The sequence below is a fragment of the Dellaglioa sp. CoH-55-MRSF-9 genome, assembly GCF_056782155.1.
Genome location: NZ_JBXAYG010000003.1, coordinates 74,812 through 88,227 on the forward strand (window position 1 = coordinate 74,812; position 13,416 = coordinate 88,227).

The window sequence follows — 13,416 nt, forward strand, 5'->3', positions numbered from 1 at the left end:
CTCCTTTGAATTAACGTTTATTCAAAATAGTAACATTAAATTTAATATTGCCCCAAGAAGTTGTACTTTTACCTTGCATTTGAATTGCTTTAGGGAAAAGTGACTTACCAGAAAAAATTGGTGTTACCTGATAACGGACATGATCTCCTTTATCAACTGCTGCACGAACTGCGTTTTCATACTTGGTCATGTAGGGTGTGTTAACAGGGTTTTGATATAATGTTGCTAAATTTTCTTTTTTATCACCACTACCACCAAGTTGTCGACCGATTAAATGTCCACGGGAATGAAAATAAGGTGACAGCCCTGACACAAAACCAGTTGGTCGAATTGAAGAATCTGCTGATGACCCTCTAGATTCTAAAGCTTTAACTAAAAGAGCATTGGCCTGAGTAGCACGGCCAAGAGAGTCAAGAGCGCCGTATTTTATCCAACCATTGGCATTATCTGCAAGATCACTTTTTGAAAAGGTTGGCGCACCATTATCCACAATTCCATTAATGGCCTTGCTACTATTAATAGAACTAGTATTTGCTGTTCCTGTCCCATTTTTAACATTGACTGAAGTTGAATTGCCATTTGTTTGTAGCAAATCTTTTACAGTACTAGGTAATTTTCCGCTGAAAAGGGAGACAACTAAAATGACAGCAAGTCCAATTAGATAATTACGTGTTCGATTCTGAATATAACGTTTCTTTCGTTTCATAAAATTAACTCCAACTCTTTTTCTTTTAGTGTAGCATGGAATTAAAAAAAGTTATCAACAATTTCTAGTGATAACTTTTCAGATGAAGCTTATTTTTCAAAAGGATATTTAAAGCCCCATTGTTCACGAGCTTGTGTCATTATTGACATAACATCTGTTGTTTTTTCTAAGAATGGTTTAGGATTTAAATTACCCAAAACCATATCTTGAACATCTTTAATTTCATAATTCATGGCTTGTTTTGTATGGCCGGCAGTGATTTCTGTAGCTGTTCCATCAGATAATACAAGAGCAGCTTTATTAGCTCGAGGATAATCGTAAACAGTAAAGTAACCACCTTCATAAGCAATAATACCCATTTTAGGCATTTTAGCTCTGAATGTTAAGGCAACAGTTGCGAGTTCATTATTGGCATTTTGTAAACTAATCGTTTCAGATTCGTCAACACCTGATTCGAATAAATTCATTGCTGAACCTGTGATTTCTGGTGTGGCTGTCATGAATTGACGGACAAAGGCTAATGCATAAACACCGATATCTAATAATGCGCCACCAGCTAAATCAGGATTGAAGAAACGATTTGTTGGATCAGGATCTTTAAAACTACCAAATGAGGCTTGGACCATTTTTAGTTTGCCTAATTTTTTTTCTTCAGCTACTTCAATAATTTTTTTATAAAGTGGCATATGATAAATAGTCATTGCTTCTTGTAAAATCAAGCCTTTTTCTTCAGCTAAATCAGTTGCTTGTTTAAGTTCATCACTAGTCATGGTGATTGCTTTTTCACTTAAGACGTGCTTGCCAGCTTTAAGTGCAGCCAAGATTGTGTCGATATGGTAGTTGTGAGGTGTCGCAATGTAAACGATGTCAATTTCATCATCAGCTAATAAGTCTTCATAGTTACCATAGGCATGTGGAATATTAAATTCGTTAGCAAAAGTTTGCGCTTTTTCTAAGTTTCTTGAGCCAGCGGCATAGATTTCACCAAATGGTTGATCAAAGTAAGTTGTAAAGCTGTGAGCGATGTTACCAAGTCCAATAATTCCCCAATTTAAATTTTTTGTCATTATGTTCTCCTGTCTCATTTAAGATAGCTCAAGCTTAACAGAAATTTAATAAAAAGAGAAAAAATACGATGGTAATAGATATAGAATTAGGGTAAAATAAGTGAAACAATTAAATGTATAGGGACGGGTGTACTAATGAAAAAGAAAAATGGTCGGGGGATTTTTGTAAAGAACGGTAAAATTCAAGTTGCGAATATTGTTGTTTTAATTTTAATTCTTGGTATTATTACAGTCGTTGTTTCAATGAACGTTCATAAAAAGAATGTTGCTCGAGATGAATCTATTGCGACGTCATTATCAACCTCAAAAATTGAAGCAAGTGAATCAGCAAAAAAAGCAGCAGCAGAAGCTAAAAAACAAGCATTTATTAAGAAAGTAGCACCTGAAGCACAAAAAATGCAAAAAAAATATAAAGTCTTTTCTAGTATTACAATTGCACAAGCTATCTTAGAATCTGATTGGGGAACGAGTTCTTTAGCTAAAGACTACAATAACCTATTTGGAATTAAAGGAACGGGCGCACGTGCAAAAGATTTCAAAACTAAAGAACAAGAAAAAGATGGCACATGGAAGACGGTTACGGCTAAATTTATCGTCTTCAAAGATTGGGACGAAGCAATTATGTCTCATTCGAAATTATTAGCTAATGGAAATACATGGAATAAAACACAATTTGCTGACGTTCTTTCTGCAGCAACTTACGAAGATGCAGCAGCAGCTTTAGTAGTTGATGGGTACGCAACAGATAATGATTATAGTACAAAATTAACAGATATCATTAAACAATATCATTTAGATAAATATGATAAATAAACGGGATTAATGTCAAGTATAATAACGATAAATGAGTAGATTCAAATTGAAATTACCCTTATATTATGTTATTCTTAAGTCATTCAAAACCGGAATGTAGCTTTTTTACTTATACCGAAGTGAAAAAGCTATTTTTATACCCAAAAAAATATAAATAGCAAGAGGAGCGTACCCCACGTGAAACTTTTAGAAGACAGAATTATGCAAGATGGTATTGTATTACCAGGAGATGTATTGAAGGTCGATCAATTTTTAAATCACCAAGTTGATCCTGATTTAATGTTAGCAATGGGTGTGGAATTTGCTGAATTATTCAAAAATGAAAAAATTACTAAAATTTTAACAGTTGAATCATCAGGTATTGCCCCAGCAGTATTCGTTGGGTTACAATTTCATGTTCCTGTTGTCTTCGCACGTAAAAATAAGAGCGTTACGATGCAAAATGATTTATATTCTGCTTCTGTTTACTCGTACACAAAGAAAGTTGAAAATACAATTGCCGTTGCCAACAAGTTTTTAGGTGAAAACGATCGTGTTTTAATCATTGATGACTTCTTGGCAAATGGCCAAGCAGCTGAAGGACTCTTCCAAATTTGTGACGAAGCTAAGGCAGAAATTGCTGGAATTGGAATTGTAATTGAAAAATCATTCCAAAAAGGTGCCGAATTAATTCATGAACGTGGCGTACGTTTAGAATCACTTGCTAAAATTTCATCATTTGATGGTGATCAAGTTCATTTTGAAGATTAAATTAACGAAAAGAGCGCAAAATGTGCTCTTTTTTATTTTCTTATAAAATTGTTAAATTATGGTTGTTAAAACTTGATTGCCCCGCGGGATAACAGTATGATTAAGGGTATAAAGCAAAAGTAGAAAGTAGTGAATATATAGTGGAAAAAAAAGTTATCTTTCCTGGAAGTACATTGGGAATAATCGGAGATAGTCCAACGGGTGCAATGTTGGCTATGGCTGCAAGAAATTTAGGGTTTAAAATCGCAGCATACAGTCAAAATGAAGTTAGTGAGACACTTCAATTAGCAGATTATTCTGTTGTAGGTAAGATGAATGATAAGGATAAATTGAAAGAATTCGCTGAACGAACAGATATTGTGACGTATGAATCTGAACACGTTAATTCAGAAGTGATTGAATATATTTCAAAATATACTTATGTGCCACAAAAGTATAATGCATTAGAAATTATGCAAGACCGCTTGTTGGAAAGAGCTTTTTTTGAACAATTAAATATTAATATTCCACCTTTTGAAACAATTGTATCATTAGAAGATGTGTATAATTCTGTACTTTCAATTGGGTATCCCAGCGTTTTAAAACCAATCCAAAAAGGGTTTGGTAAAAGTTACCAGAGTGTTCTCAATACGCAAACTGATATTTCAGATGCGGCGTACTTGGTTGAACGTGGCACCTATATTTTAGAATCATGGATTCCTTATGAACAAGAAATCTCAATGGTTCTTATCAAAAATGGTAAGGAAATTAATTTTTTCCCAGCTGTTGAAAATAAATATCGTGATCATCGATTACACGAATCAATCGTACCAGCTAACTTAGATACAGAAATTTCTGCTGAAATGCATAAAATTGCCATTAAAGTTGCGGAAAATCTAGACTACACTGGCGCATTAGAAATTGGCTACTTTGTAACTAAATCAGGTGCAATTTATGTTAAACGTGTCGTGCCCGCTATGCATCAATCAGGGTATGTTTTTGATAAAGCAACAAACGTTAGCATGTATGAACAGCATTTACGTGCCATTTGTGGATTGCCACTATCAAAAGTGAAATTCCTTGCACCAACTGTTATGGTGTCATTAAAAGAAGAAGAACGTGCCGATTTAAAGACACAGTGGGTTCTTAAAAATAATTGGTATTACCATTTTTATCGTTACCCTGAAAATCATAAATTAGATCGTGCTGGGCATATTTTGGTTCAGTCAGATTCAGTTCGTGAAGCATTGAATCAAATTGAAGATACAGGCATTTGGGATAAAAAAGAAACAACAAATTAAATGAAATTAGAAGGATGAATCGTTTTGAATCGGTTCGTCTTTTTTTATGAACAAGTTGAGACATATATTCATAAAAATTAAAGAAGTTAAGGCGTTTTTTTGCTATAATAAATAATGACTGATTTATAGAGAGGATTGATTAATTTGACTACTGAAAGCTTATTGAACGGAATGAATAACAAACAAAAAGAAGCTGTCCTAAAAACAGAGGGACCACTCTTAATTATGGCTGGAGCTGGAAGTGGTAAAACGCGAGTATTAACGCATCGCGTTGCTTACTTAATTGAAGAAAAAGGTATCAATCCATGGAACGTATTAGCAATCACATTTACAAATAAAGCATCAAAAGAGATGCGCGAACGTGTTAATAAATTACTTAACAAAGGGGCAGAAGATGTTTGGGTTTCAACATTCCATGCACTTTGTGTTCGTATTTTGCGACGTGATATTGACCAAATTGGTTATAATCGTGCATTTACAATTGCCGACCCAGGTGAACAAAAGACTTTAGTAAAACGTATTTTAAAAGAACAAAATATTGATCCACAAAAATTTGACCCAAGAACCGTTTTAGGAGCAATTTCAAATGCAAAAAATGATTTATTAACAGAAAAAGAATACGCAGAACGTGCTGCAAGTATGTTCGAACAAATGGTAGCTAAAGTTTATACGGCATATCAAAAAGAGTTACGCTCAAATCAAGCAGTTGATTTCGATGATTTAATTATGTTAACTATCCGTTTATTTAAAGAAAAGCCTGAAACATTGGCTTTTTATCAAAATAAATTTCAATATATCCATGTGGATGAATATCAGGATACTAATGAAGCACAATATACCTTAGTAAACATGTTAGCTGAACGTTTCAAAAATCTCTGCGTCGTCGGGGATGCTGACCAAAGTATTTACGGTTGGCGTGGGGCAAACATGGATAACATTATGAATTTTGAAAAAGATTATCCTGATGCTGATGTTGTTAAGTTGGAACAAAACTATCGTTCAACGAAAACAATTCTGAATGCTGCCAATGCAGTTATTGATAATAATACGAACCGCAGTGATAAGAGTCTTTGGACTGATAATAAAGATGGTGAGAAAATTTCTTACTACCGTGGCCAAAGTGAAAATGATGAATCACATTATGTGGTTGAAAAAATTCAAGAACAAATTAAAGATAATCACTTAAATTACGGTGATTTCGCCATTTTATATCGAACGAATGCACAGTCTCGTGTGATTGAAGAGACATTCTTAAAATCAAGCGTTCCTTACAAAATGGTTGGTGGACACAAATTCTACGAGCGATTGGAAATTCGAGATATCTTAGGCTACATTCGTTTAATTGCTAATGATCAAGATTCAATGAGTTTTGATCGTATTGTAAATGTCCCAAAACGCGGTATCGGTGCAAGTAGTGTGGACAAATTACGTGAATTTTCAGATATGAATAATTGGACAATGCTTGAAGGTGCTGAAAACTCAGCGCTTGCTAATATTTCTGGTAAAGCTGAAAAATCATTACAAGAATTTGCCACAATGATTCGTGGATTACAAAAAATGCGTGAGTTCTTGAATGTGACCGAGTTAACAAAAGAAATTTTAAAACAATCAGGTTATGAAGCTAATTTGAAAAAGACGAAAACGATTGAAAATGAAACGCGACTTGAAAACGTTGAAGAATTCTTGTCTGTAACTCAGCAATTTGATGATCGTTGGGAAGCTGAAGAAGATGATAGTGACCGTTATGTTGATTTCTTAGCTGATTTAGCACTAGTTTCTGCACAAGATGATATTGAAGAAGAACCTGAAGAAGTCACATTGATGACATTACATGCCGCTAAAGGACTTGAATTTCCAGTTATCTTTTTAATGGGATTGGAAGAAGGCATATTCCCTCTTTCTCGTGCCATGTTAGAAGATGATCAACTTGAGGAAGAACGTCGTTTAGCATATGTCGGAATTACTCGTGCTGAACGCAAATTATATTTAACAAATGCTTTTTCAAGAATGTTGTATGGTCGTCGTCAAAGTAATCAAGCTTCACGTTTCATTGGTGAAATAGATGAGTCATTACTTGAATTAGATAATCAAACGGCAGCACCATCTCGTAATTCATCGTATTCCAATCAACGTGCGACGGCGACAACATACCGTCGACCTGCTAAAACCGTTGAACGTGATAATGGTACAGGTGCTGATGCAGTTGTTTGGCGTATTGGTGAAAAAGTGGAACATAAAGCTTGGGGTACTGGGACAATCGTTAAAGTTTCAGGATCAGGTTCGGATGCTGAACTTGATATTGCTTTCAAAGAACAAGGGATTAAGCGTCTGTTGACAGCTTTTGCACCAATTACAAAAAAAGTGGACTAAATAAAAGGAGGGTTCAAGTTTGTCAAATCAAGCCATAACATTGGAAGAAGCAACTAATAGAGTGAATCAATTAAAAACTGACTTAATCAAATGGACGCGTCAATATTATGTCCTTGATCAGCCAACAGTTGAAGATCATGTTTATGATGAACACTACCTACAACTAGTAGAACTTGAAAAAGCCTTTCCTAATTTAGTGACACCTAATTCACCAACGCAACGTGTTGGTGGCCAGGTACTGCCTGGTTTTGAAAAAGTTTCGCATGAAGTACCAATGCTTTCATTGGGGGATGTCTTTTCCATTGAAGAACTATCGGAATTTGATCAACGATTACAAAAATCAGTTGATGCTGAGGTAAGTTACAATACTGAACTCAAAATTGATGGATTGGCCATTTCGTTAACATATGAAAATGGTGTATTCGTTAAAGGATCAACTCGTGGAGATGGCACAATTGGTGAAAATATTACTGAAAATCTTAAAACAGTCAAATCAATTCCACTAACATTGACGGAACCCATTTCAATTGAAGTTCGTGGAGAATGTTACATGCCAACAAAGGCGTTTGTTGCGTTGAATAAACGTCGCGAGGAAGCTGGAGAAACGGTATTTGCTAATCCTAGGAATGCAGCAGCAGGTAGTTTACGACAATTAAATACAGCTGAAACGGCTCAACGACAATTGAGTACATTTATCTATTATATAGTTGATCCGGATGTCAAAACTCAAAGTGATGCGTTAAAACGCTTGTCTAAACTTGGATTTAGAACAAATACTGAATCACGTGTTACGAGTGATATGACAGAAATTTCGGCATACATTAATGAATATCAAGCAAAACGTCATGATTTATCTTACGATATCGATGGTATTGTTATTAAAGCAAATTTATTCACGATTCATGATGAAGTTGGTAATACGGTTAAAGTTCCAAAATGGGCAATTGCCTATAAATTCCCGCCAGACGAGCAAGAAACTAAAGTTCTAGATATTGAATGGACGATTGGTCGAACAGGTGTCGTAACACCAACTGCAATCATGAATCCTGTGCAGTTAGCGGGAACAACAGTTTCTCGGGCATCATTGCATAATGGGGATTTACTGAAACAAAAAGATATTAGAATTAACGATACGGTTAAGTTGCATAAGGCTGGGGATATTATTCCAGAAATTTCTGAAGTTGTCTTAGATAAACGACCAGAAGACAGTGTTGTGTATAGTTTGCCAACGAACTGCCCAGTTTGTGGAGCAATATTAGTTCATCTGGATGAAGAAGTTGCATTACGTTGTATCAATCCAAAATGTCCCGCACTCATTAAAGAGAGTCTGGCACATTTTGCTTCTAGAAATGCGATGAATATTGATGGACTAGGGCCTAAAATTGTTGAACAATTATTTGAAAATAAGTTAATTAGTGATGTTGCAGGATTGTATCAGTTAACTGCCGATCAACTGTTAACGCTAGATAATTTCAAAGAAAAATCGGTTAATAAATTATTAAATGCAATTGATATTAGCCGACAAAATTCAGTGGAACGCTTATTATTTGGACTAGGAATTCGGCATGTTGGAGCTAAGGCTGCTCGATTGGTTTCAGCCGAATTTAAAGATATTCATCAATTAATGACAGCAATTTCCGAAGATATTCTCGTCATTGATTCAATCGGACAGGTGATTGCGGATAGTCTTGTGACTTATTTTGCCAATGACCAAGTTCGTGAATTGATTGATGAACTGGATAATGCGCAAGTTAACTTAACCTTTTTAGGCAAAACAACTGCTGAAATTGCAGAATTAGCTGAAGGTAGTCCCGTGATGGATAAGAAAGTTGTCCTAACGGGAACACTTGATCAGTTGAAACGAAGCGATGCTAAAAAATGGCTTGAAGCAAATGGTGCTTCTGTTGTTGGTAGTGTTTCGAAAAAAACAGACCTATTAATTGCCGGGCATGATGCTGGAAGTAAGTTAACAAAAGCGAAGCAACTAGAAATTGAAATTTGGGATGAACAACAATTTATCTCAGTTATGGAAGGAGTGTCATATGAAAAAAATTAAGATTGGACTTATGTTAAGTTTCTCGTTAATTTTCTTAGCAGCCTGTGGCAATGTTGCCTCATCAGGCTCGTCGGGAACCTCTAAAAATACATCAAGTTCTGGTTACCAGACAACTGGCCAAACAAGTGATAGTAACTATGAAGGTGTCATTAAAGATGGTAAATATTTAACAAGTAAATCAAGAGGTGTGGCACTCACACAAAATGACAATGTCTTGAATTTAAAAAGTTTTGAATCTGGTCTGTTAGATTTATCTAAAGATCAATTTGCTACTGACAGTTATATTTTCCAAGAAGGACAATATTTAACAAAAACGACTGTTCAAAGCTGGTTAGGACGTGAATCAAGTGCTAATAAAGACGGATTAAACCCTAAGAGTAATGGTAAAACGGGTGAAACAGACCGTAATCCCATGTATGTACAGCAAGTTGAAGAACAAGATTTTATGACAAAAAAAGGCAGCAAATTATCACTCTCGGGTATCTCGGTAGGTATCGGAATGAACTCAGTTGATTATTATCAAAAAGAAGAATATGGGGCTGAATATAAAACCGTTATTTCTGATGCAACAATGAGAGAAAAGGGTAAAGAAGCTGCTAACAAAGTGGTTGCTCGTCTTCGTAAAACCAAAGGAATTAGTGATAGCGTTCCAATCATGGTGGCAATGTACAAGCAAGCACCAAACGATAGTTTAGTTGGCGGTAGTTTCTACGCCTACGCTGTGAATAAGAATGGTAAAACGACGATTGATAATTGGGATGATGTTTCAATTAAGAGTTATACGTTCCCAACGACATCGACGGCCACATCACCTAATACAAATGATGAAACGACATTTACGAATTTTAAAACTGAAGTTCAAAGTTTCTTTCCTAATTTAGCAGGTGTAACAGCACAGGTACAATATAAAAACAAAGCAATTACAGGGATGCACATCAATATTACAACTCAATTTTATAGTGAAACAGAGATTATTAGTTTCACTCAATATTTATCAACAACGGCCGTGAAATATTTAGCATCAGGGATTCCAATTGACATTACTATCAAAGGTAGTGATGGGACAATGCAAAGTTTCCTTGCCAAAACAGCTAAAGAAAGCACATACTATACGCATGTATTTACCAGTTATTAAAAAGAAATTAATTTGAATTTTGAAGGGATGGTTTTGAATGTCAATTAGTAAAGAAGAAGTCAAACATGTCTCAGAGTTAGCTAAACTAGAACTCAGTGATACAGATTTAGAACTATTTACCAGTCAATTAGATGATATTATCGGAATGGCTGAACAATTATCAGAAGTAGATACAACAGGCGTTCCAGTAACGACACATATTACAGATGTTCTCAATGTGATGCGTGAAGATGTCGCAGAAGAAGGAACAGATCGAGACTTACTCTTTAAAAATGCACCGGATAGTGAAAATGGCCTTATTAAAGTGCCAGCAATTATTGATGAAAGTGAGGAAGCTTAAGCATGGATTATTTCAAACAAGATTTATCAAGTTTACATGACGCATTAGTTAATAAAGAAATGAGTTCTGAAGAATTAACGAAGGCAACCTTTGCTGAAATTAAAGCACGTGATTCAAAGATTTCTGCTTTCCTCGCAATGAACGAAGAAATGGCACTTAGCCAAGCTAAGGCTGTTGATGCTGCTGGTATCGATGCAAATAATGTCTTAGCCGGGATACCAATGGCTGTTAAAGATAATATTGTGACAAAGGATTTAACAACAACTGCTGCAAGCAAAATGTTAGAAAATTTCAATCCAATATATGATGCAACAGTGATTGAAAAAATGCGCCAAGCACAAATGGTGACAATTGGTAAAACAAACATGGATGAATTTGCTATGGGTGGTTCTACTGAAACGTCAGCTTTTAAAACAACAAAAAACCCTTGGAATACAACGAAGGTTCCCGGTGGCTCATCAGGTGGTTCAGCTGCTGCAGTTGCTTCAGGTGAAGTTATTGCTGCTTTAGGCTCAGATACTGGTGGTTCTATCCGTCAACCTGCTTCATTTAATGGTGTCGTAGGAACAAAACCAACTTATGGTCGTGTATCACGTTATGGTTTAATTGCATTTGCATCAAGTTTGGACCAAATTGGACCATTCACACGTGGCGTTAAAGATAACGCTGCTGTTTTAAATGCAATCAGTGGTAACGATGTTCATGATTCAACGAGTTCAGCGCAAGCTGTTCCTGATTTTACTGCTGGATTAACTGGCGATATTAAAGGAATGAAGATTGCTTTACCTAAAGAGTATTTAGGTGAGGGTGTTGATGCTGGTGTTAAAGAAGCCATTCAAAAAGCAGTTAAGACGTTTGAAGAACTTGGCGCAACAGTTGACGAAGTTAGTTTACCAAACAGTAAATATGGTGTGCCCGTTTACTATATTCTAGCTTCTTCTGAGGCATCATCTAATTTACAACGTTTTGATGGTATTCGTTATGGATTCCGTGCACAAGACGTTAAGAGTTTGGAAGATGTTTATGTACGTTCTCGTTCAGAAGGTTTTGGGGATGAAGTTAAACGTCGGATTATGTTAGGAACATTCTCATTATCTGCTGGAACTTATGACGCTTTCTTCAAGAAAGCAGCTCAAGTTCGGACTTTAATCTGCAATGATTTCCGTAATGTATTCAATGATTATGATTTGATTATTGGGCCTACTGCACCTAATACAGCATTTAATATTGGTGATAAAATTGAAGACCCAATTACAATGTATATGAATGATATTTTAACGATTCCAGTTAACTTGGCTGGACTACCCGGCATGTCAGTTCCTGCTGGATTCTCAAATGGCTTACCAGTTGGATTACAATTAATTGCGAAATCATTCGATGAAGCAACAATGTATCGTGCTGGTTACGCATTTGAACAAGCAACTGATTTCCATAAAGAAGTCCCTACGTTAGGAGGCCAAAACTAATGAATTTTGAAACAACAATTGGACTTGAAGTTCATATTGAAATGAAAACTAACTCTAAGGCATTCTCACCTTCAAAAGTTGATTTTGGGGCAGAACCTAATACGAATACCAACGTTATTGACTGGGGTTATCCAGGTGTTTTACCAACTGCCAATAAAGGGGCAATTGAATACGGAATGCGTGCTGCCTTAGCTTTAAATTGTGAAATCACAAAGGATAACCATTTTGACCGAAAAAATTACTTTTATCCTGATAATCCAAAAGCTTACCAGATCACACAATCAGAAGAACCTATTGGTCGTAACGGCTTCTTAGAAATTGAAGTTAATGGCGAAACGAAAAAAATCGGAATTGAAGAAATGCACGTTGAAGAAGATGCGGGTAAAAATACGCATAATCCTAACGGCTATTCTTATGTCGATTTAAACCGTCAAGGAACACCTTTGATTGAAATTGTTTCACGTCCTGATATCAAAACACCTGAAGAAGCTTACACATATCTTGAAAAATTACGTCAAGTTATTCAATTTACCGGTGTTTCTGATGTGAAGATGGAAGAAGGATCAATGCGAATTGATGTTAATATTTCAATTAACCCAATTGGCCAACCCGGTTATGGGACAAAAACTGAAATGAAAAATTTAAATTCATTTGAAAATGTGCGTAAAGGACTTGAATTTGAAGAAAAACGTCAAATAAATGTCTTGATGTCTGGTGGTATTGTTCAACAAGAAACACGCCGTTTTGATGCACCAACTGGTACAACTATTTTGATGCGTGTCAAAGAAGGGGCTAGCGATTATCGTTATTTCCCAGAACCAGATATTCCACCAATTCATATTAGTGATGACTGGATTCAAGAAGTTAGAGAATCAATTCCCGAAATGCCTGACAAACGACGGACACGCTATGCAAGTGAATTAGGCTTGCCTGAATATGATGCTGAAGTCTTAACACAAACAAAAGAAATGTCAGATTTCTTTGAAGACACAATTAAGTTAGATGCAGATCCTAAGTTAGCTGCTAACTGGTTAATGGGTGAAGTTAATGCGTTCATGAATACAAATAAATTAAACTTACAAGATACTAAATTAACACCAGCAAATCTTGCTGGAATGATTAATTTAATTACTGATGAAACAATTTCAAGTAAGATTGCTAAAAAAGTTTTCCAAGAAATTATTAAAAATGGTAGCGAACCTAAAGCTTGGGTTGAGTCTAAGGGACTTGTTCAATTATCTGACCCAGCTAAGTTACAACCCATTATTGATGGTATTTTAGATAACAATGAACAATCAATTGAAGATTTCAAAAATGGTAAAGATCGTGCTGTTGGATTCTTAATCGGACAAATCATGAAACAAACACAGGGACAAGCAAATCCTAATGTGGTCAATCAATTATTGATGGCCTCATTGAAGCAAAGATAATCT

11 protein-coding genes are annotated in these 13,416 nt (G+C 35.6%); 9 read left to right on the forward strand and 2 right to left on the reverse strand.

The genetic code is table 11. The features are described 5' to 3' along the window. Positions 1-10: 10 nt before the first annotated feature. Together AC1RPV_RS04140 and AC1RPV_RS04145 are read right to left on the reverse strand one after the other, a co-directional pair. Positions 11-706 (reverse strand): DNA/RNA non-specific endonuclease, encoded by a 696-nt coding sequence (locus tag AC1RPV_RS04140; RefSeq protein WP_481761578.1) that lies wholly within the window; start codon positions 704-706, stop codon positions 11-13. Positions 707-795: 89 nt separating this feature from the next. Further along, positions 796-1,773, reverse strand: coding sequence for a Gfo/Idh/MocA family protein (locus AC1RPV_RS04145; RefSeq protein ID WP_481761577.1), 978 nt, complete (start codon positions 1,771-1,773; stop codon positions 796-798). 135 nt (positions 1,774-1,908) lie between these two features. Between AC1RPV_RS04145 and AC1RPV_RS04150 the strand changes: the two genes are divergently transcribed. The 9 genes from AC1RPV_RS04150 to gatB all read left to right on the forward strand — a co-directional run bounded on the left by AC1RPV_RS04150 (position 1,909) and on the right by gatB (position 13,413). Then, on the forward strand, positions 1,909-2,586 hold the full coding sequence (locus AC1RPV_RS04150; protein WP_481761576.1) for a glycoside hydrolase family 73 protein: 678 nt from the start codon (positions 1,909-1,911) through the stop codon (positions 2,584-2,586). A gap of 177 nt (positions 2,587-2,763) precedes the next feature. After that, a complete protein-coding gene (locus tag AC1RPV_RS04155) occupies positions 2,764-3,336 on the forward strand; it encodes a xanthine phosphoribosyltransferase (RefSeq protein ID WP_409022073.1) in 573 nt (190 codons plus the stop codon). 140 nt (positions 3,337-3,476) lie between these two features. After that, entirely contained in the window at positions 3,477-4,616 is a 1,140-nt protein-coding gene (locus AC1RPV_RS04160; protein ID WP_481761575.1) for a 5-(carboxyamino)imidazole ribonucleotide synthase, read from the forward strand. Positions 4,617-4,760: 144 nt separating this feature from the next. Further along, positions 4,761-6,986, forward strand: coding sequence for a DNA helicase PcrA (pcrA, locus tag AC1RPV_RS04165; RefSeq protein WP_481761574.1), 2,226 nt, complete (start codon positions 4,761-4,763; stop codon positions 6,984-6,986). Positions 6,987-7,020: 34 nt separating this feature from the next. Continuing rightward, entirely contained in the window at positions 7,021-9,042 is a 2,022-nt protein-coding gene (ligA, locus tag AC1RPV_RS04170) for an NAD-dependent DNA ligase LigA (RefSeq protein WP_481761630.1), read from the forward strand. After that, complete coding sequence (locus AC1RPV_RS04175; RefSeq protein WP_481761573.1) at positions 9,029-10,177, forward strand: CamS family sex pheromone protein; 1,149 nt, start codon at positions 9,029-9,031, stop codon at positions 10,175-10,177. Before ligA ends, AC1RPV_RS04175 begins: the two co-directional genes overlap by 14 nt. Before the next feature lie 37 nt (positions 10,178-10,214). After that, a complete protein-coding gene (gatC, locus tag AC1RPV_RS04180; protein ID WP_409022077.1) occupies positions 10,215-10,517 on the forward strand; it encodes an Asp-tRNA(Asn)/Glu-tRNA(Gln) amidotransferase subunit GatC in 303 nt (100 codons plus the stop codon). Between the two features lie 2 nt (positions 10,518-10,519). Further along, entirely contained in the window at positions 10,520-11,983 is a 1,464-nt protein-coding gene (gatA, locus tag AC1RPV_RS04185) for an Asp-tRNA(Asn)/Glu-tRNA(Gln) amidotransferase subunit GatA (protein WP_481761572.1), read from the forward strand. Continuing rightward, positions 11,983-13,413, forward strand: coding sequence for an Asp-tRNA(Asn)/Glu-tRNA(Gln) amidotransferase subunit GatB (gene gatB, locus AC1RPV_RS04190; RefSeq protein WP_481761571.1), 1,431 nt, complete (start codon positions 11,983-11,985; stop codon positions 13,411-13,413). Before gatA ends, gatB begins: the two co-directional genes overlap by 1 nt. The last annotated feature ends 3 nt before the right edge of the window (positions 13,414-13,416 follow it).